Source organism: Nonomuraea sp. CA-143628, from assembly GCF_050942315.1.
GTDB lineage: Bacteria > Actinomycetota > Actinomycetes > Streptosporangiales > Streptosporangiaceae > Nonomuraea.
Map to the genome: position 1 here is coordinate 4,702,490 of NZ_CP192072.1, position 21,952 is coordinate 4,724,441.

A 21,952-nucleotide genomic window follows, 5' to 3' on the forward strand; every position below is an offset into this window, starting at 1 on the left:
GTGTCGATCGGCCCCGGGTTGGGAGAGCCGCCGTTGAGGAGTCAGGGGGTGGTGAGATCGAAGCGGCGCACGGTCACCGCGCCGCCGAGAGCCTGGGTGGCGTAGTTGAAGATCCCGAAGCGGTAACCCATGAAGAACTGCCAGGCGTTGTTCAAGGTGAAGGCCGGGCCCAGGTTCACGAAGTTGCTGCCGTCGGTGCTGTAGGAGAAGCGGGCCTGCCTGCCCGAACCCGGCCGGACGTCCGCGTTGACCCGCAACCAGAGCCGGCCGCCCGAGATGTTGGCACTCGCCGCCTCGGTACCGGTGCCGGTGGTCTGCCACGAACTGTTCATGGTCAGCCCGTTCGTCATCACGACCCGGTTGACGCCGCTGTCGCGTTTGACACCGATCCAGGCCGACTGGTCGCGCAGCATGGCCAGCCCGGAACGGTCGCCGTTGGCCATCTGCGAGTAGTCGAGCTCGATCGTCGCCGTGGACGACGGGCCCTGGATGCGGTGGGTCAGCGTGTTGCGGGCGTTGTAGAGATCGCCTGTGACGGTCGCGGTCTGCAGACGCAGACCGTTGCCGGTGGAGAAGCGGCTGGTGTCGGGGTTGTGGTTCCACTCCCAGCGGTGGCCCAGGGTGCCCGAGGTGAAGGTGTCGGGACCGATCATGGAGGCCACGGTCCGGCTTGTCGGAATATTCGGCTTCGGGTAGTTGACGCCCCAGCCGCCGTTGACGGTCTGCACGATCGGCCAGTCATCGGTCCAGGTGATCGGCGCGAGCGCCGGGACCCGGCCACCGGGGTAGGCGTCGACGAACGACATGTAGTACCAGGCGCCGTTCTGGGTCTGGACGAGCCCGCCTTGGTGGGGGACGCCGCCGCCGGAGATGGGGCCGGGCATGTTGAGCAGGACCTGCCGCATCTCGTACGGGCCCCACGGCGACGTGGAGCGCAGCACGTACTGGCCGTTGGCCGGGCGGGTCAGCCAGATGTAGTAGTAGCCGTTCCGCTTGTAGAAGCGGGAGCCCTCCAGGGTGCCGATGCCGCTCGGGGTCTGGAACACCTGCTGGGCACGCACCTGGCTGAGCCCGTCGGCCGAGAGCTGGGCGACGCTGATGGTGCCATTGCCGTAGGCGACGTACATGGTGTCATTGGTGTCGACCAGCAGGCCGGCGTCGTAGTAGCAGTTGTTGATCTGCGAGCGCTTGGTCCACGTGCCGTCGACGGCTGAGGCGGTGTAGACGTAGGTCCGGTTGAACTCGACGCAGCCGATCCAGTAGTAGGTGCTGTTGCGGGGCCGGTAGTTCAGGGCCGAGGCCCAGATGCCCTTCACGTACGCCCGGCCGCCGTTGAGGTCGTAGGCGCCCGAGCCGAAGTCGAGCCTCGGGACCGAATGGCCGGCGTACTCCCAGTCGACCAGGTTGTAGGAGCGCAGGATCGGTGCGCCCGGTGAGTAGTGCATCGTCGAGGCCGAGTAGTAGTAGGCGTCGCCGACCCGGATGATGTCGCCGTCGGCGAAGTCCTGCCAGACGACCGGGTTGGTGTAGTTGCCGGCCAGATTCGGGTTGCCGCCGTCGACCAGGACGTACCCCGCGTCGGGGCCGGCCGTCGCCGCTGGCGCCTGGGCCGTGAGGAACACGCCCGCGAGCAGCAGAGACGAGAGCGCCGCGAGCACGCGCCTCACAGGAGCCGCCCAAGGTTGTCGTTCGAGCCGTTGTCGTCGGCGAGCACGACCTGCGCGTCCTGAGAGGTGCCGGCCTGGCCGCCGTCGGCGGGGCGAATGTTCTGGTTGCTGGGGGCAGGCCCGCCACCCCCCTGACCACTGGTGTTCCAGTAGACGACGTAGTTGTGGTTATGGGCGTCGTAGAACGGCTCCAGCCGCACAGATGCCCCGTTGGCGGTGGCGGTGAAGTTCAGTGATGAGGTGCTGGTCCGGGTGATCGATGAGATGGTCAGAGTCGGGGCCGACGACAGGTTGGTGTTGCCGTAGTCGCCCGACAACACGACCGGGCCGTAGGTGACGGCTCGCATGGTGGGGTTGTCGTTGGCGGCCTTCATGACCAGCCGCATGGGCAGCCGTACGGTCACGGTGTCGCCCGACGTCCACGAGCGGGTCAGGTCGGCGTAGGTGCCCGGAGTCGTGGTGACGGCCTGCTGAACCCCGTTGACGCTGATCGTCGCGCCCTGGGTCCAGGCCGGGATGCGGACGCGCATCGTCCACGATCCGCTCACATCGCCGGTGACCTGAAGGGACGTCGTGTCGCTGACCGGGTACGAGGTCGTCTGGGTGACCGCGATGCCGCGTTGGCTCCAGTTGAGCGTGGAAGGCACGAACAGGTTCACGAACAGTGTGGTGCCGTTGTGGAAGTAGATCGAGTCCATCAGCTTGGTGTTGGTCTCGATGCCGGTGCCCTGACAACACCAGAAGGAGTTGTAGTCCGTGCTCCACGTGCCGCCGCCCCAGGCCGGGCCGACGCCCCGGCGCCCGCCCGGGTTGAGCGGGGTGAAATAGGTGACGTGCCCGCGTGCGTCGACCGGGTTCTGCTGCCCGATCAGATGATTGAGCAGGGCGTTCTCGTAGTAGTCGAAGTAGGCGGCCCGGGCCGGCGACAGCAGCCACAGCTCCCGGGTCAGCTTGAGCATGTTGTAGGTGTTGCACGCCTCGCCGGTGTCTCTGGTCAGATGGGCGGCGATCGCGTTCGGGGCGCGGAAGTGCTCGGCCTGGCTGTTGGAGCCGTTCGCGTACGTGTGCGCTCCGACAGTGATGGACCAGGCGTTGGCGGCGATGTCGCGGTAGCGGGTGGTGCCCGTCGCCTTGTACTCGCGGGCCGCCCCGATCCACTTGGGCACCTGGGTGTTGGCGTGCAACCCGTTGAGCTGGTCCTGGTTCGCGGCCAGCGGGTTGAACACGGCCGCGTGGTCGAACCGCTGGGCCGTGGTCAGCCAGCGGGAGTCGCCGGTCATCTGGTACAGGTCCGTGAGCACGGCGTTCATGCCGCCGAACTCGGTGCCGAGCATGGCCTGCGTCTGGCCTGCGCTGAGCCGCGACGTGCGGGTGTCCACCCATCCGGCCAGTGCCAGCAGCACGGACCGGGCCTGGGTGTTGCCGATCAGCCGCCACACGTCCAGCAGCCCCGCCAGGGTCTTGTGGACGCAGTAGTAGGGCACGTTGCCGTTGGTGAGCGTGCGGTTCTCCAGGGCGGTGATGTCGGACTCGGGGAAGCCGGACAGATAGCCGCTGGTGAACCCGGCGGCGCCGTTGTTGGCCTGGCATCTGGCCAGTTCGGCGACCATGCGCTCGGCCTTGTCCCGGCAGGTGGTGTCGCCGAGCACGGCGTAGGCCTGCGCCCACGCCGTCAGGAAATGGCCCTGCATGTGGGACCGGAACGGGAAGCTGGGCGCGTCCCAGCCTCCGTTGGCCGCCGCGCCGTTGGTGGACAGGCGGTGGTTGGTCCGGAAGACGTACAGCAGCCGGTCGACATCGACGAAGCGCAGGTAGCTCAGCGTGCGATTCTGATTGTCCAGCCAGCGGCCGGAGGTCAGCCGGACCTGGCCGAGGTCGAACTCGTAGGCGGAGACGCCGATGTCGGATCTGGCCCAGGGGAGTGCGGCCAGAGCGGGGGACGTGCCGATTACCTGGCCGGCGGCCGAGAGCGCGACGGTCGCGCCTGCGGCTTGAAAGAGCCGGCGACGGCTCAAGGGCATGAGGAGCTCCTTGGATGTCAGCGGTGAAGACGGCGGCCACAGATTTGTTAGCGCTAACATTGAGTCTTGCTCACCAGTGAGTGCGTTGTCGCGGAGTACATCCGACGGTCCGGCCCGCGTCAACGAGGGGCGCCCCTCGCCGACTCGGGCGTTGGCACGGGAACGTCTTCCCGCCTGGAGCTTCGCCTCCGGGGAGATCGAGCCGCATTGCCCGTGCATGTGAAAGTTTCATAGAAGTTACCCGTTGGCAACGGGTAACTTGCGCCGCCTTCGGGGTTAACTTGCCGTCTCCGGCATGGCCACGCCGGCTCATCCTCGGCCCAGCTGAGTTACCAGCGCATCGCGGTGGTCGGCGGGCCCGCATTTCCGCTCTTCGGTGAGGTCCTGCCGTATCACCAGGGGCGATATGCCGGGCATGGCGCTGGACTCAACCGTCAATCATTGTCCTCTTCCGCACAGCTATTTGATCTTAATTAAGTTTCTTCCATATGAACGGTTGACGAGTCGCAGTCATGGACTTACCTTCCTGCATGAGATTTCTATGGGAGCGCTCCCATAGTCCGGCAGAACCGGCGCCGGCCGGGCCAACGGGACCGGAAGTGCGCGGACTCAGCAATAGCCAAGAGGAGGAGACATGGCGCAAGGGCGGAATGAGTCTGTCAGCGGCGAGCGAGGATCGCTGAGCCGGAGAAGCGTCCTGGCGACGATGGGGGCTCTGCCGGTCCTCACCGTCGCGGCCTCGGCGGCCGCGGCCGCGACGGCCGCCGCCGCCGTGATCATCGATCCGTCGGCACGACGGCAGACGATCCGAGGCTTCGGCGGCATGACCCACACGGCCTGGATCGGCGACCTCACGGCTGCCCAGCGGGACACGGCGTTCGGCACCGGCGAGGGCCGGCTGGGATTCTCCGTGCTGAGGATCCCCGTCCCCGAGAACCAGGCGGACTGGAGCCGCGACCTGGCGACGGCGAGGCGCGCGATCGAACTCGGGGCGACCGTCATCGCGTCCCCCTGGAATCCCCCCGCCCGCATGGTCGAGACCTTCGTCCGTGGCAGTCAGACCAACGCGAGACGCCTCAGATACGACATGTACGGCGCCTATGCCCAGCACCTGAACGACTTCACCGCGTTCATGCGGAACAACGGGGTGAACCTGTACGGCATATCAGTGCAGAACGAGCCCGACTACGCGCATGATTGGACGTGGTGGACCCCCACCGAAATGGTGCGGTTCTTACGGGAGAACGCCGGCTCGATCAGCTCCAGGGTCATCGCGCCCGAGTCCTTCCAGTACGTGAAGAACATGTCGGACCCGATCCTCAACGACCCCACGGCGCTCGCCAACGTGGACATCGTCGGGGCGCACCTCTACGGCACCTCGTTCGCGAACTTCCCCTATCCCCTCTTCAAGCAGAAGGGCGCGGGCAAAGAACTCTGGATGACCGAGGTCTACTACCCCAACAGCACCGATTCGGCGGACCTCTGGCCCCAGGCACTCGATGTGGGGGAGCACATCCACCGCGCCATGGTGAACGCCGAGTTCCAGGCGTACATCTGGTGGTATATCCGGCGCAGCTACGGACCCATGCGGGAAGACGGCCAGCTCAGCAAGCGCGGCGCTAACATAGCGCATTTCGCCAGGTTCGTCCGCCCCGGATACGTGCGGATCGAGGCGACGGCGAACCCGGTGTCGAATGTGTACGTCTCGGCGTACCAGGGCGGTGGCTCCACGGTCATCGTCGCCATCAACAAGGGGACCTCCGCGGTGAGCCAGCAGTTCACCCTGGCGAACGGCACCGCGTCCAGAGTCTCGTCCTGGCTGACCGACGCGAGCAGGAACGTCGCACCTCAGGGTACGACCGGCGTGTCGAACGGTTCGTTCACCGTCACGCTTCCCGCTCGAAGTGTGCTGACCTTCGTGACCGCGTGACCCGGGCTGACGCGGTCAGGGACGCGGCGAGGCGGTGGACGGCGGTGATGACGCGGGGCTCAGGCGTCGCCGCGTGGCCGAGGAGCAGCCCGGGGCGTTCGACCGGTTCCTGAGCGTGCGCGGACAAGGGCTGGACGTCCACGCCATACGCCGCGGCCCGGGAGGCCGCCTCTCTGCCATCGATGTCTTCGGGCAGCCAGCCGACGACGTGCAGGCCCGCATGGGCGGGCGTCACCGACAGGACGCCGTCGAGCTCTTGACGCGCCGCCCGGACGAGGGCCGCCCCGCGTTCCGCGTACAGGGCACGCATCCGCCGGACATGCCGGGCGAAGTGCCCGTCTTCGATGAAGTCGGTGAGGGCGGCCTGCTCCAGCGCGGGGACGTGCGCGGCCGCGAAACGTTGCCCGGCCGTGAAGGCGTCCACCAGTGACGCGCCCGGAATGATCGAGGTCTGCGAGGAGAGCGGACTGGCGGCCTGGCTCGTTCGCCGCTGGCGATGGGTTTGCTCACCGGCAAGTTCACCGCCGAGTCGCGGCTGCCCGCCGACGACGTACGGGCCAGCGGGCACTCTTGGGTGAGAACGCGGCGGCCCTTGAGCGTGGCCCGCTGGCCCCGGCACAGATGGGGGAAATCGCCGCATTGCTGGCTCGCTGATCCGGAGAAGCCGATACTCGGCGATCACCCGCGGGTAAAAGGAGCTTCATGAGAAGACATGCTCTCCGACCGGTGGTCCTCGCCCTCGCCCTGACCGCCGTCGGCGGCACCGCCGCCTCTCCCGCCAACGCCGCACCGGCCGCCGAGCCCGCCAAGAAGTCCGCAGCCCTCGGCCGCACCACCCTGGGCGGTGCCGACCCCAGTGTCATCCGGGTCGGCAACCTCTATGTCGCGGCCAAGTCGGTGAACGGCGGCGTCGCCGTACGGACGGCGACCACTCTCGAGGGCATCGCCGCCGCGCCCCCGCGCCAGGTGTGGAAGGACACCGGCAACCTCGGTGAGGTGTGGGCGCCCGAGATCGTGCACCACAACGGCGAATACCACATCTACTTCTCGGCGGGCCGCAGCGCCGCCCACCGGATGTACCACATCAGCTCCGCCACCGCCGACTCCGGCTATTCCGCCGCGACGAAGGTCGCGCTGCCCGGCGACAAGTGGGCCATCGACGGCGCGCCGTTCACCTTCAACGGCCAGCGCTGGTTCGTGTGGTCCGGCTGGGCGGGCGACACCAACGTCGAGCAGAACCTCTACATAGCCCGGATGAGCGGCCCGGCCACGGCCACCGGCGGCCGTTACATCATCTCCCAGCCGCGCGAACCGTGGGAGCGGGTCGTCGGCAACCCGTTCATCAACGAGGCCCCCGAGCCGATCCTCGACCCGAACGGGCAGCTGCACATCGTGTACTCCGCGAACGGCAGTTGGAGCAGCAAGTACTGCCTCGCCGATCTGCGGCTGCGCTCCGGTGGTGACCCGACGAACGTGTGGGACTGGTACAAGAGCAACGGTTGCCTGTTCGGCTCGTACGCGGCGTACATGATGGACGGCTGGACCCCGACGCTGCACGTGGACGGCCCGGGCCACCACACGTTCGTGCTGGAGCGCGGCGACATCGCCACCAGCCCGCCGTCCGGCAACCGGTTCCCGACCATGTACCACGCTGTCGCCAAGGGCACGCCGTACGAGTGGTCCAACCGGTACTGGTACACCGGCACGGCCGTCTGGTGGAGCAAGACCACCTACCGGCGGGCGAACGTGCCCGGCCCCAACACTGACATCGGGTACAGCCTCAAGTTCTTCGAATGACACATGTCCGCCGAATGCCCCCATGCTGACCTGGTCAAATGTGCTCCGGCTGTGGATTGCTGGAGAACATGGAATCAGCAAGCGGAGCAACCCGTTCATGACCACCGGCATGGACCACGATCTTCGTGTCGTGCTGCTCGGCCCGCTCCAGGTATGGCGGGGCACGACCTGGATCGAGCTGAGCTCGAATCGGCTGCGGACCCTGCTGGCCGTCCTGGCCCTGTCCGCGGGTGAAACCGTCTCCATGGAACAGCTGGCCTTCGCGATGTGGACCAGCGATCTGCCGGCCAACCAGCGGCGCACCATACAGACCTACATCGCCCGCCTGCGTCACGAGCTTGGATCAGAGGTCATCCGAACGGTGACGGCGGGCTATCGGCTGGAGGCGGAGTCCGACCAGGTCGATGTCCTGCGGTTCCGCCGGCTGCTGAACAAGGCGGCGCTCTCGCAGGGCACCATGGCGGAGCGGCGAACACTGGGCGAGGCGCTCGCCCTGTGGCGGGGCGAGCCCTTCGACGGACTCGCTTCCCGGACATTGCGCGGACCCCGAGCTTCCCGCCTGCTGGAGCTTCGCCTATCGGCCGTGGAGAGATGGATCGACCTGGGCCTGGCGGAGGGACGCCACGACGAGATGGTCGCGGAGGTTCAGGAGTTGGCGGCCTGTCATCCGCTGCGCGAGTCGCTGTGGGCACGGCTGTTTCTCACGCTGGACCGCTGCGGCAGGCAAGCTGAGGCGCTCACCCTGTACGAGCAGCTCAGATCCCGCCTCATCGAGTGCCTGGGCGCTGATCCCTCCCCGGAATTGCAGGGCATCCACCTGGCCCTTCTGGAAGGAGATACGCGGCAGATCGCGCCGATCGCGCCCCGTCAGTTGCCACCTGCCCTGGCGGAGTTCACCGGCCGTGACGACGCGCTGCAGGACCTGGACCGGCTGCTCGGCGAGGGCACGAGGATCTGTGTCATCACCGGCATGCCCGGCGTGGGCAAGACATCCCTGGCCTTGCGATGGGCGCATCAAGCCGCCGAACAGTTCTACGACGGCCAGCTCTACCTCGACCTGCACGGCTTCGGGCCCTCCGACCTGCCGGTGACCCCCGAGGATGCCCTACTGGTTCTTCTCGAGGCCCTAGGCGTGGCCCGGAACCGAGTCCCCGAGAACCTGGAGGCCAGGGCAGGGCTCTACCGTACGAAAATGGCGGGCAAACGCATGCTGATGATCCTCGACAACGCCCGCGACGCCGAGCAGGTGCGCCGGCTGTTGCCGAGCGGCACCAAGTGCGTGACCCTGATCACCAGCCGCCGAGGGCTGAGCGGCCTCGTCACCACCGAAGGAGCCGCGCAGCTCACCCTTGACGTGCTCGCGCACGATGCGGCCCGAGACCTGCTGACGCGCCGTTTGGGCCGGGAGCGGGTCGAGGCCGACCCGGAAGCGACCGCCGAAATCATCCGGCTGTGCGCGGGACTCCCTCTTGCCCTGGCCATAGCGGCGGGCCGAGCGGCGGAAGCACCCTCCTTCCCGCTCGGCCCCCTTGCCGACAACCTTCGCCGCGTCCGGCACGACATCAGCGCGCTCGCCAGCCGAGACACTGTGACAGACCTGCGTACCGTACTGTCTCGCTCCTACGACATCCTGCCCACGGACGCGGCGCGCCTGTTCCGGCTCCTGGCCCTCCATCCCGGGCCTGACATCACTGCCGCCGCGGTCGCCGGCCTGGCGGCTGTCGACCCATCGAAGGCGGGCGAACTGCTCGACTGCCTGCTCGACGCCCATCTGATAGCGGAGATCGCGCCCGGCAGGTTCGCCCTCCACGACTTGCTCCGCACGTACGCCCAAGAGCTGGCCCACGACGCCGACGCCTCGACCCTTCGGCAGGCGGGACGGCCCACACCCGGACGGATCACCCCTTCCCGGGGTGATCCAGGGTGATCCAGGGATGATCCGGCCGATGTGCTGCTCGCCGCGGATCTTCGGGTGGCGGCGAGCGTCGGCGCGCTCGTTCAGTCCGACGTGATGGTGACGGCCTTCTGGGCGCGTGCCCGGGCGGAGCCGTTGCACTGGGTCGAGGTTCCGGTGAAGATCAGGTCAGTCGAGCAGCCCTCGTCGTCGGTGACGACCACGGTGACCTGGTACGTGCCGGGCGCGGGGAAGCTGTGCGCAGGCCGCGGCCCTCCGTCCTTGAGGACGGTCCCGTCGCCGAAGGTCCAGTCGTAGCGGACGACGTGGCCGTCCCGATCCGATGAGCTCGAGGCGTCGAAGCGGGCCTCGAGCCCGGTCGTCTCACCGACGGACAGCGCCGCTTGAGGGCCTTGGTTCGGCAGCACGGCGATCGACTGGAACGCGGGCCGCTTGCCTCCGGTTTCGACCGGAGGGCCGAGCTCCTCCAGCTCGCCGTCCGCTTTGATGCGGAATGCCGAGACGTCGTTGGAGTCGAGGTTCGACACGTACAGCCACTGGCCGTTCGGCGTGGGCGCCAGCGCCACTGGGCTGTCGCCCGCAGTGACGTCTGCGATGTGGTCAAGGGAGCCGTTTTTGAGGATGGTGTAGGCCAACACCAGCTTGCTTCCGCTTTCAATCAGCCCGCCGTTCGTCACGTACAGGTTGCGACCGTTGGGAGTCACTGCGGCCGCGATCGTGGCGGACTTGATCGGCATGTCGGGCGTGGGGAACGGCGAGTCGGGCACCGACGTCAGACCGCCGTCCGAGCCGACGCTGAAGGCGAACACCTCGTGCGAGGCCGAGCACGGCACGAACAGGAACCTGCCGTCGGGCGTGAGGGCCATCGCGCCGCCCGCCGCGCCGATCGGCGTCGTGCCGAGCCGCGTGAGCGTGCCGTTCCCCTCGACCCTGAATCTGACCAGCACATCCGGTACGGTGTCCGCCACCGGGTCGCCGGTGGTCACGAACAGGAACTCGCCGTCGGGGGTCATGGCTATTCCCCGGGGATTTTCGCCCAGGACCGGGACGGATGTTCCGGGCGTCGTGAGCCTGCCGCCGCTCCCGATACGGAACATTGTCACCACCGCGGCGCTGCGGCTGATGACGTACAACCGCTGCCCGTCAGGGGACACGACCGCGTCGTCGGGGTCCTCAGGGGTGGAGGTGGACGGCTGCAAGGCGGTGAGGCCACCATCGGCGCCGACGTGGTACGTCGTGATGGTGCCGGCGTCGCCGTTGGCGACATAGACCGTGCGCGCATCGGGTGAGATCACGATTCCACGGGGAGCCGCGTCGGTCCCCGTCCGCTCGGCATCCGCCGTCAAGCCGCCGTCCTGCTGGATCGCGAACCTCGTGATGTCGTTGGACAGGATGTTCGTGACGTACACGGAGCGCGGGGTCGGCTCCTCGTGCGAGACGGTGGGCGTCATGGCCAGTGGCAGCCCGATCAGGGCCGACAGCAGGCCTAACTTCGTAAGCACGGCAAGAGTTCCTCTCGGTAAAGGGAAGGAAAATCTATGCCGCCGCACATTCAAATCTGCTTCACCGCTCCTCCGACTTCGGGGGCCGCGGGCGCCTCCCTTACGTTCATCGGTGAACCGGTCAGCGCGTACATGCCCAGCAGCGGAGAGGTCGAGGCGATTCTGAAGCTCCTCGGGTAAGCGCTCGTCGAGTCGAAGCTCAGAGCTCGGACGGGTCGACGGTGGAGCCTCGCCGGAACGCGGCGGCGAACCCGTCCTCTCCCAGCGCGGCTCGCACCTTCGTGGTGATGCGGTCGACGTCGCGGCGTTCGGCGGGCGGAAGAGGTGCCCCCAGCGACTCACGCGCCGCGGCCGCCGCGCCGAGCAGGGTCGCGGCGTTCGTGTGCTCCCCGCCGGCGGCGTACGCGCCGGCCATTCCTTCCATGGCCAGGGCGACCGCACGTGCGTCGCCGGTCTCGTGCGCGACCGCCAGACCGTCACGGTGGAGGGTGAGCGCGGCCGCGGCATCGCCGCGTTGTTCGACGGTGAAGCCCAGCTCGGCGAGGATCAGCGCCGAGCGGAAGGTGGGATCCACCTTCATGTACCGCTCGCTCAGGCCGCGTAACAGCCCCTCGGCGAGCGTGAAGTCGCCCGTACGCCGTGCCACGAGCGCCAATCCCAGCTCGGCGTGCAGTTCTCCGGACACATAGCCATGCGCGACGGCGCAGCGATGAGCGCGCTCGTGCAATTCCCTGGCCCGCGGATGGTCACCGGTGAGCAGTGCGATTCGGCCGAGGCCGATCAGGCGGTCGGCGACGCTGGGCCACAACGCCAGTTCTTCGGCCAGCCGCAGACCGTCACCCTGCAGTTCGGCCGCGCGCCGGTAATCGCCCTTGATTTCCGCCAGGGCGGCCAGCGGATGGATGGTCTGCAGCTGTCCCCATCGGTCGCCGAATTCGCGGAACAATTCCTGGCTCTCGCGACCGAACTCGTCGGCCGCCTTCAGGTTTCCCCGAAGCACGGCATGGCCTGCCCGGATGGCCAGCGCCGCGGCGACTCCCCAGCGATCGTGCAGAGAGCGGAACGCCGCCAACGCCTGTTTCGTCCACGCCTCGCTCTCAGCCAGGTCTCTTCCCGGCGCGTACTGCACGAGGCCCCGCAGCCAGGCGGCGAGCGCCCGCGATGCCGGGTCGTCGATGCTCTCTTCTGGTACGAACGGCGCGTTGTCGCCGACGCCGGTCAGGAACGCGAAGGCGGCATGCCAGATCAGCGCCCTCGTCCGGAGCCCGGCCGGCCCCTCGTCCGCGATCGACAGGGCCTTGTCCAGCGACATCCTCGCCTCGGCGTAGCGGCCGCGCAGCAACCAATACCACGCCTGCGCGTTGACCAGCCGAAGCGCGTACTCGGCCGAGGAGGTGTCGATCGCGTGTTCCAGCGCGGCCCGCAGATTGGCGGTCTCGGCGTCCAGACGTTCCAGCCGGCGCCGCTGTCGATGGTCACGCAGGTGGGGTTCGGCCTGCTCGGCGAACACGGTGTAGTAGCGCAGATGCCGTTGTCTGACGCTGTGCCTTTCCCCGGCCTCGGCCAGACGTTCGAGACTGTAGGCGGCCACCGATTCCAGCATGCGGCAGCGGGTACCCGGGATGACGAGCGACGCGTCCACCAGGCCGGCCAGCGCCTCGAGCACGTCCGCCGAGTCCACCCCGTCCCCGGCGCACACCTCCTCGGCGGCTCGCAGCACGCAGCCGTCGGCGTGGACGGCGAGCCGGCGCAGCACCGTCCGTTCGACCACGGTCAACAGCTCCCAGCTCCAGTCGATCATCATCCGGAGGGTCCGCTGCTGCGGCGGCGCGCACCGGTGACCAGTGCTCAGGAGCTGGAAACGGTCGTCGAGCCGGCGAGCCAGTTCGCCTACGTCCAGGACCCGAAGTCGCGTGGCGGCGAGCTCGAGAGCCAGCGGCAGTCCGTCGAGCCGCCGGCAGATCTCCGCCACTGCCTCGCGAGTGCCGTCATCGACGGCGAACGAGGGGACGGCCGCGGCCGCCCGCTCCACGAAGAGCTCCATGGCACTGTCCTGGTCGAGCGGCGGCACCTGCCACAGCACCTCACCCGCCAGGCCGATCGACCGCCTGCTGGTCGCCAGGATCCGCAGCTCGGGTGCGGCCTTGAGCAGCGACTCCGCGACCTCGGTCACCGGCCCGATCAGGTGCTCGCAACTGTCCAGGACGAGTAAGGCGTGCCTGCCGCGCAGCGCGTCGGCGAGCCGTTGCGCGGCGCGGGCGGGTACGGAGCAGGCGTCGTCCCTGATGCCGAGCGCGACGAGCATGGCCTCGGCCGGTTCCTCGGTGCACGCCGCCAGTTCGACCAGCCAGACACCGTCCTGGAACTCATCGGCCACCCGGCGCATCAGCTCCAGCGCCAGACGGCTCTTGCCGACCCCGCCCGGTCCCGTAAGAGTGACCAGCCGGGCGGTCCGGAGCCGCGACGCGACCTCGGCCAGTGCGCCATCCCGGCCGATCAGTCCTGTGAGCGTGGCGGGAATCTCGGGCCGCTGCCCCCGCACGGCCGCCACCGGGTCCGGCCGCAGGATCTCGTAGTAGGCGGCGGTGAGTTCAGGGGCGGGATCCACGCCGAGCTCATCGGCCAGCCGCCGGCGCAGGTCGTGGTAGGCCATCAGCGCCTCCTGCTGCCGTCCCGCCCGTGCCAGCGCGCGCAGGTAGACCGCATGAAGCCGCTCCCGTAACGGGTGCAGAGCCACGAGGTCGCTCAATTCGCTCGCCAGAAGACCGGTATCACCGGCCGCCTCACCTGCCTCCAGACGGGCCTCGGCCTGGGCCTCCAGAGCGACCAGCCGGAGCTCCTCCAATCGCTGGCGGGGCAGCTGGACGTATTCCGCGTCACGCACCTCATCGAACGCCGAGCCCCGCCACAGTGCCAGCGCGTCGGCGAACAGAGCAGCCCGATCCGCAGTCTCCTTGGCCTCCGTCGCTCGCGCGAGCAACGCGGTGAACCGGACCATGTCGACCGCGTCGGGCCCGGCCCGCAACGCGTACCCCTGTCCGAGCGATTCCACCAGCCGGCCGCTCCCGGGCTCAGCCCGATCCAGGAGCCGCCTCAAGCGGGAGATCTTCGTGTATAACGCGGCAGTGGGGTTGCTGGGCAGCTCATCTCCCCACACGTCCTCGATCAGCCGGTCATTCGGAACCGACCGGCCTTCGCGAACCAGCAACGCGACCAGCAGCGATCGGATCTTCGGCTCACGCAGCTCGACCCGACTGCCATCAGCCGCCCACACTTCCAGCGGACCCAAGATCCCGAAGCGCACAATTCCAGGGTAATGCGCGGATCGCTCGCCCCGGCCCCTGCCGACAGTGGATGTTCCGGTCAGCAGATGGTCAGGGTCGTGCGCCACACCTCGTCCAGGGCCATCTGGATCGCGCCGGTGAGCACGGTGCCCTCGGCCAGCTCCGACAGCTCCACGCTCGGCGGGGCGAGGGTCAGGTCTTCGAGGTGCCGGGCGATCGCGTCCAGCAGGACCGCGCCGGCCCGGGCGATGCCACCACCGATCACGATCACATGCGGGGACAGTACAAGGATCACGGGCGCGATCGCCTCGGCGAAGACGGCGGCGATCCGGTCGACGACCTCGGCGGCGATCGGGTCGCCCCCGGCGGCGGCCGCGAAGACGGCGGCCGCGTCCGTCGCACGGGCGAGCCTGGACTCCGGATGCTCGGCGGCGCGGCGGCGGGCGAGATTGACGATCGCCTCGGCACCGATCGCGCGCTCCAGCGGCCCACGACCGTCCCCGGCCGCGTCGGGAAGGTCCGCGTCGGGACAGTTACCGACAGGACGGATGAAGCCGATCTCACCGGCCTGGCCCGCGCCCCGATGCAGCCGCCCGTCGATGACGACACCGGCCCCGAGTCGCTCGCCCCACTGAACCGCGAGCAGGGTGCCCGCGCCGGTGCGCTGGTGGGCGGCCGCCAGCGCGGCCAGGTTCGCGTCGTTCTCCACCGTGACCGCGCACCTGAAACGAGCCCGCAGGCGGCCGGCGAGGTCGATCTCCGACCAGCCCGGCACACTCGGGACGAACAGCACCCGGCCGGTGGTCTCTTCGACGATGCCGGGCGTGGCCGCGGTGACCGCCGTGATCTGTTCGGCGGCCAGGCCGGCTGTCGCCAGCGCTTCATCCGTCGCCTCGTCGACCGCTTCGAGCAGGTGCCGAGCGCTGCGCCGGCCGACCGTCCGGCGGATCACCGCGAGGCGCTCACCGGCCAGGTCGGCGATCCCCGCCGTCACGGTGTGCGGGCCGACGTCCAGGCCGAGCACGGGTGCCGCCCGGCCGTTCAGGGAGAACCGCGTCGCCGGTCTGCCCACAGTGGCCGGCCGTGGCGCGTGCTGCCGCAGCCAGCCGGCGGCCAGCAGATCCTCCACGGCCTGGGCGACCGTCGGGCGGGTGAGCTCGGTCAACTGGCTGAGTTCGGCCAGGCGTACGGGCTCGGGCGCGCGCCGTCGGACCGCGTCGAGCACCGCGGCCCGGTTCATCCTCCGCAGCACGGGTGTGCCCGCCGGCCGCTCCTCCGTCATCCGCGCCCCTTGCCGTCCGGTTCGTGAATATCCGTCGTGGGATCTTGACCTCTGGTCGCCTGCGGCTGAGTATATTTCGCAAAGACGTTACGAAAAGTCTTTACATAACTCTTTCTATAGTAGGCCCCTTAGTCGCCCCCCTCGGAGGTGGCCGCCCGATGACCCGTTCCGGCGAACCCCACAGCCCCTTACCGCGCCGATGGCGTCGGCACCTGACGGCACTCGCCGTCCTGATCACGATGCTCGCCGCTTCGTTCGTCTCCCCACCCAGCGCGGTGGCCGACTCGCCTCCACAGTCGGCGTCCGCCGTGTTCGGCGGCCCAGCGGCGCAGGCCCTGGAGCGGTTGATCGGGACGTCGCGCGCCAAGCAGGTCACTCTGCGCACGATCGCCAAGGGCACGGGCCGAGACCGGTTCCAGGTGTACGCCGCCGACGGCCGCCTCGTCGTCGCCGGCACGACGCCCGCGGTTCAGCTGACCGGCTTCGGCTACTACCTGCGCCAGGTGGCCCACGCCGACATCGCGATCAACGGCTCCCAGGTCGACCTGCCCGAGCACCTCCCGTTGCCCGCGGCACCCATCGCCAGAGACTCCTCGGTGGATCACCGCTTCGCCCTCAACGACACCAACCAGGGTTATGCGGGCGCGTATCTGAGCTGGCCGGAATGGCAGCGGCGGATCGATGTCCTCGCGCTGCACGGCATCAACGAGGTGCTCGTCTACGAGGGTCAGGAGGCGGTCTACCAGCGTACGTTCATGAAATTCGGCTACACCGACCAGCAGATGCGCGCGTGGATCCCGCAGCCGGGCCACCAGTCCTGGTGGTTGCTGCAGAACATGTGCTGCACCGACAGCCCGATCTCCCAGCGACTCATCGACCAACGGGTCGAACTCGGCCGCAAGATGGCCGACCACCTGCGTTCCCTAGGGATGGTCCCGGTGCTGCCCGGCTACTTCGGCACCGTGCCGACCGACTTCAAGGCCCACAACCCGGGAGCCAACACGGTCCCGCAGGGCACCTGGAACCAGCTCGAACGCCCCCACTGGCTCGACCCGACAAGCTCGCTCTTCACGCGCGTCGCGGCCACGTTCTACCAGGTGCAGACCGAACTGTTCGGTAACAGCACGATGTACAAGATGGACCTGCTGCACGAGGGCGGCACGGCCGGAACGGTCAACGTCGCACAGGCGTCACAAGCGGTACAGCGGGCATTGAACACCGCCCACCCCAAGGCGCTCTGGACGATCCTGGGATGGCAGAGCAACCCGCTGCCCGCGACGCTTCAGGCCATCGACCGGACCAAGATGTTCATCGTCGACGGCATCAGCGAGGAACCCGGCATCACCGACCGGGACAAGGACTTTCTCGGCACCGGGTACGCGTTCGGCACCATCTGGAACTTCGGCGGGCACTTCAACCTCGGTGCCCGGCTGACGCTGTGGAACCAGAAGTTCCACGCCTGGCGCGACAAGCCCGGTACGGCGATGAACGGCATCGCGCTGATGCCGGAGGCCATCGACAACAACCCGGCCGCGGTCGCGTTCTTCGCCGACCTGCCGTGGCAGGACAGCCCGGTCGACATGCGGCAGTGGTTCGCCGACTACGCCACCGCGCGGTACGGCGGCGAGGATCCGCACGCCAAGGCGGCCTGGCAGATCCTCCTCGACACCGTCTACAGCTGGCCCGCCGGCGCCGACTCCCGGCACGTCACCGGCCTGTACGACGACGAGCCCGGCCTGGCGAACACCGGCTACCCGCTGCAGTACGACATCGCCGCCTTCGACAAGGCGCTCGACGAGCTGCTCCAGATCGACAAGAGCCTGCGCGGCTCCGGCGCCTACCGCTACGACCTGGTCGACGTCGCGCGGCAGGTGCTGGCCAACCACAGCCGGCTGCAACTCCCCAAGATCCGCGCCGCCTACCGTGCCAAGGATCTCGACCGCTTCGAGCGCCTCACCGGCCAGTGGATGGACCAGATGCGGCAGATGGACCGGCTGCTCGGCACCGACGAGAACTTCCTGCTCGGGGTGTGGCAGAAGGAAGCCCGCAGACTCGCCGCCACTCCGGCCGAGGCGGCGACCCTCGACTACAACCTCAAGTCGCTGGTCACGCTCTGGTCCGCCGACGCCCGTCTGCAGGACTACGCCCGCAGGGAGATGAACGGTCTGGTCGGGCAGTACTACGCCAAGCGCTGGCAGATGTTCTTCGACGGCCTGAAGACCGCGCTGCGCTCGGGCAAGGATTACCCCGAGAAGATCGACTGGATGGCCGTCGCCAAGGACTGGGCCAAGGCCGGCACCCAGCTCGCCTCCGAGCCACGCGGTGACGCCTACGCCGAGGCGAGCAGGGTGGCCGCGGTGCCCGACGGCGCGGTGACCATCGGGGTCGACCGCAAGGGCGTCAAGCCGGGTGAGACCGTACAGGTCACCGCCGTGTTCACCAACGACAACGCCCTGCGGCCCACCGGCCAGGCGACGCTCAAGCTCGACGCCCCTGATGGATACCAGGTGCGGGAGACCTCTCCGACCAGCGCCGACCACGTCGCCCCGCGCGACAAGCTCACCGTGACGTGGACGGTGACCGTTCCCGCCGACGCGGCCCCGGGCGGCACGCCGGCACTGGACGTCACCGCCTCCTGGCGATCTGACGAGCTCGCCCAGCAGGACCGGGCCTCGACCCGCCTGCTGATCGCCGGAACCGCGCCCGCGTCGTACAAGACGATGAGCAACACCCCGGCCGAGTTCGCCCCCACCAGCGACGGGATCGCGATAGCCGCGAGCGGCGCGGACCTTTGGAAGGAGACCAACGAGCTGGCCACCGCCTACCGCGCGGACGCACTGGCCGATGGGCAGCAGCTCGTCAGCACGGTGCTGCGACAGGACGGCGCGTCGGATTGGACCCGGTCCGGGCTGGTGGTGAGCGATGATCTGGCCTCCTCCGGGTCCACCGGCTACGCCAACATCGCCGTCACTCCCGGTCACGGCTGCGTGTTCAGCTGGGACTCCGACGGCAATGGGCAGCTCGACACGTACACCGAAGTGGGTGGGTTCACCCCGCCCGTACGCGTGCGCGTCGGAAAGTCCGGCGACCGGCTCACCGGCTCGTGCAGCGGCGACGGCAAGAACTGGTCGGTGATCGGGTCGGCCCGCGTCCCGGGCACCGGTGCCACGCTCGACGCCGGCCTGTTCGTCAGCGCGGCCAACCGAGACACCGGCCAGCAGGCGGTCGCCGTGCTGACCGATCCCGCGCCGACCCCGTCGACCGCCCGCGACGGCGCGGGGGACACGCTGCAGAGCCTCCGCAAACCGGTCACGGCGCTGAGCTGGGAGGCGAACCGGGGCCCCGAGTACGTGAACGACGGCAACCGGGCCAACTCGCCGTACTTCGCCAGCCAGATGACCTGGGACACCACCTGGTGGAAGGTCGACCTGGGGACGGTCAACGACATCTCACGCGTCAACGTGCGCAACTATGTCGGAGGCGGGCGCTACTACGAGTACCGGCTGGAAGGCAGCCTCGACGGCGTCACCTGGTACACCCTCGGCGGCCGTCGCGGCCCCAAGGCCGCGACCGACGCCGGAGACACGATGACCACCGAGGCGAAGGCCCGGTACGTCCGGGTGGTCGGCACTCACAACACCGCCAACCTGTCCTTCCACCTCACCGAGGTCAGCGTGTACGGCACGCCGGCGCAGTAGGAGCCGTGAGCGTGGGCGTTTCCCGGCCCTGATCACGAGGGCGGGGACGCCCACGCGAACGGCATCGGACCGGCGCGCTGTCCGGATCCGGCCATGTCTCGATTCGGGCCGGTCGCGTTGGCGGTACTGAGGCGTGCGGTCCACGCCCCGGACGGAGGATGACCCGGCCGAGCTGATGCGGGCCGGTGTGCGTACGCGCATCGGCCCGCATGACCCGTCTGGCCGCCGGTGGCGCCCGCGGATGGACGCCGCTCATGCTGTCCCTGGTGACCTTGGTGATGCCGTCGCTCTGGCCGTACGACGTTCTGCGCGCGCCTCCGTAACTTTCTGTACGCGCCTCCGTAACTTTCTGCGAGGGAATAGGGGGCGGTACCGGGAGCCAGGGGGCGCACGGGGACGCTCCGGAAAGAGGGTGCTCAGTGCCCAGAATGACGTGGCTTCGGGGACCGCTGCTGACCGGCGTGCTGGTGGTGACCAGCCTGGTGACCGCCACACCGGCGCACGCCGACTTCATCAGCGCCAATTCGACGCTCCAGAACGACGGCATCGTACCGATGATCAAGGTGTTCCAGAAGCTGGATCACGGCTGCTGGGGCGAAGGCGCCTCGCCGCCGGACAAGGTCGACCCGGGCCAGAAGGTGAGCTGGCGCGCCGAGTCGTGTGACCTGTCGATCGCCACGGGGACCGAGGGCGAGGTCTGGTATCGCCCGTACGGCTCGCCGGACGACGTCATCTACCGCTTCTACTGGGACGTCCCGACATTCGGCACGAACACCGCTGAGAACACCGGATTGCCCGGTTGCACCCACAGCCAGAGCGGCCCCGGGGACGGCAACAACGTCTACATCGACTTCACCGTGGCCTGCGACGCCTCCACGAGCGATCACATCCCCGACATCTGGAAGCTGCACCCGGTCCTCATGGATCCCGACGGGGACGGGCAGAACAAGCAGGAGATCGACCTCAACGCGATGGGCGCGTCCGTCGGTCAGAAGGACATCTTCGTCCAGTTCGACTGGATGCAGGACAGCACCCACAACGAGCGGTTCAGCGCCGCCGCCTTGCGACAGATCATCTCCACGTACGCCGCCAACGGCTACTTCCTGCACATCGACGCCGGCCCGCAGAGCCCGCTCGACAGCACCACCGCAGCGACCTGGGGCACTCTGAGCAGGGCGAGAGCGGTCCCGTACCAGAACCAGATCGGCACCATGTCGGGCACCACCTACAACTGGACGTCCTTCGACGCGGTCAAGAACGCCGCCTTCCCCGCGACCGGACGTTCGGAGATCTTCCGGTACGCGCTCGCGGCCAACCTGATCGGGCCCGCCGAAGTCCGGGGCGTCACCCGGGGCGGGGACACGGACGTCATCACCAGCCTGAACAGCTTCTCGAACAACACCGACAACGAGGTCACCGTCTTCATGCACGAATTCGGCCACTCCCTCGGCCTCGGTCACGGCGGTGACAGCAAGAACAACTTCAAGCCGAACTACTTCAGCGTGATGAACTACCTCTTCGACTTCGAGGCGATCATCAAGAACGGCGTGAAGACCTGGGACTACTCCCACGGCGGCCAGGACCCGCTGAACGAGGCACTCCCGCCGGGTCTGGAGGAGTCCGCCGGCCTGGGCGTGAAGGGCGACGGGTACGTGAGCTCGCACTTCTGCCCGGCCAAGGTCGTCGCGGGCGTCACAGTCCCGGCCGCCCGCATCCCCGTACCTGACGCGGGCAAAGGCATCGACTGGGACTGCGACGGTGTCGTCGCGGCCGCCGGGACCAGGGTGAGCGCCGACATCAACCTCAGCGACAACGAGCCGGCCGACACCCGCAACACGCTCACCGACCACGACGACTGGACGGCCCTCGACATCACCCGCGGCGACATCGGCCGCTACGACCAGCCCGCCATCGAACCGCCGATCGTGACGGAGGTGGACGACCTGCCACCCGCCAACTCCGATGTGCTGCCCGTCGACACCACGGCCCCGGTCACCACCGCCGTGGCCGTCCCCGAGCCGAACGCGGCGGGCTGGAACAACACCGACGTCACCGTCACCCTCACGCCGACCGACGACATCTCCGGCGTCGCCCGCACCGAGTACAGCGTGGACGATGGCCCCTGGACCGTCTACACCAGCCCGATCGTCCTGTCGACCGACGCCGTCCACACCGTCAAGTACCGCTCCACGGATCGCGCCCTCAACATCGAGGAGGACAAGTCCCTGACGGTCAAGCTCGACAAGACCCCGCCGACCGTCACCTACACCGGCGCCAAGGAGACCTACGGCATCCTCGAAACCGTCGACATCACCTGCACCGCCGCGGACAACCTCTCCGGCGTCGCCACCACCACCTGCCAGGACATCTCCGGCCCCGCGTACGACTTCGACCCGGCGGGCAACACCTTCTCGGCCACCGCCACCGATGTCGCGGGCAACCTCGGCCAGGCGTCTTCGGTCACCTTCAAGCTGGTCGTCACCTATGACGACCTGTGCACGCTGTCCAGGCGCTTCGTCACCAGGCCGGGCGGGGGCCCCGCCATAGCCATGTGCGCCGTCCTCGCCGCCGCCGAGCGCGCCGAGGACCTGGGCAACGCCACGGCCAAGGCCGCGGCCATCAACGCCTATGTCGCGCAGGTGAACGCCGCTGTCATCAGCCGCGCCCTCACCCCGGCCCGAGCCGCCATCCTCAAGAAGCTGGCGGCCGCCCTGTAGCCACGCCCCGGAGTGGGCAGGCTATCGGCTGACGCGGTGGGCCATCGGACGCCCGGTGGCCCACTCGCGTGCGGTCTCGGGCCCCCTACCTTGAGCCGTTCTCCCTGTGAAGCGGCTGGAGCGAGACGGCTGGGCGAAT

At 68.6% G+C, this 21,952-nt stretch carries 11 protein-coding genes; 5 read left to right on the plus strand and 6 right to left on the minus strand.

The window, feature by feature from the left end:
- Nucleotides 1–41: 41 nt before the first annotated feature.
- Both ACQP2T_RS21685 and ACQP2T_RS21690 read right to left on the minus strand, forming a co-directional pair.
- Nucleotides 42–1,667, minus strand: a complete 1,626-nt coding sequence (locus tag ACQP2T_RS21685; protein ID WP_433517919.1) for a glycoside hydrolase family 43 protein — start codon at nt 1,665–1,667, stop codon at nt 42–44.
- Nucleotides 1,664–3,688, minus strand: coding sequence for a beta-L-arabinofuranosidase domain-containing protein (locus ACQP2T_RS21690; RefSeq protein WP_433517920.1), 2,025 nt, complete (start codon nt 3,686–3,688; stop codon nt 1,664–1,666). Before ACQP2T_RS21690 ends, ACQP2T_RS21685 begins: the two co-directional genes overlap by 4 nt.
- A 706-nt stretch (nt 3,689–4,394) precedes the next feature.
- On the opposite strand from ACQP2T_RS21690, the gene ACQP2T_RS21695 reads away from it, so the two are divergent.
- The gene (locus ACQP2T_RS21695) at nt 4,395–5,618 is read left to right on the plus strand and encodes a glycoside hydrolase family 30 beta sandwich domain-containing protein (RefSeq protein WP_433517921.1); all 1,224 of its coding nucleotides are present in this window, start codon (nt 4,395–4,397) and stop codon (nt 5,616–5,618) included.
- On the opposite strand, the gene ACQP2T_RS21700 is transcribed toward ACQP2T_RS21695, so the two are convergent.
- The gene (locus ACQP2T_RS21700) at nt 5,575–6,186 is read right to left on the minus strand and encodes a hypothetical protein (RefSeq protein ID WP_433517922.1); all 612 of its coding nucleotides are present in this window, start codon (nt 6,184–6,186) and stop codon (nt 5,575–5,577) included. The two genes, ACQP2T_RS21695 and ACQP2T_RS21700, sit on opposite strands and share 44 nt — an antisense overlap.
- A gap of 134 nt (nt 6,187–6,320) precedes the next feature.
- On the opposite strand from ACQP2T_RS21700, the gene ACQP2T_RS21705 reads away from it, so the two are divergent.
- Nucleotides 6,321–7,415, plus strand: coding sequence for a glycoside hydrolase family 43 protein (locus ACQP2T_RS21705; RefSeq protein ID WP_433517923.1), 1,095 nt, complete (start codon nt 6,321–6,323; stop codon nt 7,413–7,415).
- Nucleotides 7,416–7,512: 97 nt separating this feature from the next.
- A complete protein-coding gene (locus ACQP2T_RS21710) occupies nt 7,513–9,342 on the plus strand; it encodes a BTAD domain-containing putative transcriptional regulator (protein ID WP_433517924.1) in 1,830 nt (609 codons plus the stop codon).
- 71 nt (nt 9,343–9,413) lie between these two features.
- Here the strand turns inward: ACQP2T_RS21710 and ACQP2T_RS21715 are convergent, their stop codons facing one another.
- The 3 genes from ACQP2T_RS21715 to ACQP2T_RS21725 form a co-directional block, all read right to left on the minus strand.
- Nucleotides 9,414–10,832 (minus strand): beta-propeller fold lactonase family protein, encoded by a 1,419-nt coding sequence (locus tag ACQP2T_RS21715; RefSeq protein ID WP_433517925.1) that lies wholly within the window; start codon nt 10,830–10,832, stop codon nt 9,414–9,416.
- 199 nt (nt 10,833–11,031) lie between these two features.
- Nucleotides 11,032–14,136: a BTAD domain-containing putative transcriptional regulator gene (locus ACQP2T_RS21720; RefSeq protein ID WP_433517926.1), complete on the minus strand. Its 3,105-nt coding sequence runs from the start codon at nt 14,134–14,136 to the stop codon at nt 11,032–11,034.
- 59 nt (nt 14,137–14,195) lie between these two features.
- On the minus strand, nt 14,196–15,398 hold the full coding sequence (locus ACQP2T_RS21725; RefSeq protein ID WP_433517927.1) for an ROK family protein: 1,203 nt from the start codon (nt 15,396–15,398) through the stop codon (nt 14,196–14,198).
- 158 nt (nt 15,399–15,556) lie between these two features.
- Between ACQP2T_RS21725 and ACQP2T_RS21730 the strand changes: the two genes are divergently transcribed.
- A complete protein-coding gene (locus tag ACQP2T_RS21730; protein WP_433517928.1) occupies nt 15,557–19,096 on the plus strand; it encodes an alpha-N-acetylglucosaminidase TIM-barrel domain-containing protein in 3,540 nt (1,179 codons plus the stop codon).
- Nucleotides 19,097–19,524: 428 nt separating this feature from the next.
- Nucleotides 19,525–21,813 carry an OmpL47-type beta-barrel domain-containing protein gene (locus ACQP2T_RS21735; protein ID WP_433517929.1) on the plus strand — a complete coding sequence of 763 codons (2,289 nt, stop codon included), beginning with the start codon at nt 19,525–19,527 and terminating at the stop codon, nt 21,811–21,813.
- Nucleotides 21,814–21,952 lie beyond the last annotated feature (139 nt).

Excerpts from the sequence above, each read along its gene's own strand:
- ACQP2T_RS21690 (WP_433517920.1), bottom strand. The coding sequence starts at position 3,688 with ATGCCCTTGAGCCGTCGCCGGCTCTTTCAAGCCGCAGGCGCGACCGTC.
- ACQP2T_RS21695 (WP_433517921.1), top strand. The coding sequence starts at position 4,395 with ATGGGGGCTCTGCCGGTCCTCACCGTCGCGGCCTCGGCGGCCGCGGCC.
- ACQP2T_RS21705 (WP_433517923.1), top strand. The coding sequence starts at position 6,321 with ATGAGAAGACATGCTCTCCGACCGGTGGTCCTCGCCCTCGCCCTGACC.
- ACQP2T_RS21710 (WP_433517924.1), top strand. The coding sequence starts at position 7,513 with ATGACCACCGGCATGGACCACGATCTTCGTGTCGTGCTGCTCGGCCCG.
- ACQP2T_RS21725 (WP_433517927.1), bottom strand. The coding sequence starts at position 15,398 with ATGACGGAGGAGCGGCCGGCGGGCACACCCGTGCTGCGGAGGATGAAC.
- ACQP2T_RS21730 (WP_433517928.1), top strand. The coding sequence starts at position 15,557 with ATGACCCGTTCCGGCGAACCCCACAGCCCCTTACCGCGCCGATGGCGT.
- ACQP2T_RS21735 (WP_433517929.1), top strand. The coding sequence starts at position 19,525 with ATGACGTGGCTTCGGGGACCGCTGCTGACCGGCGTGCTGGTGGTGACC.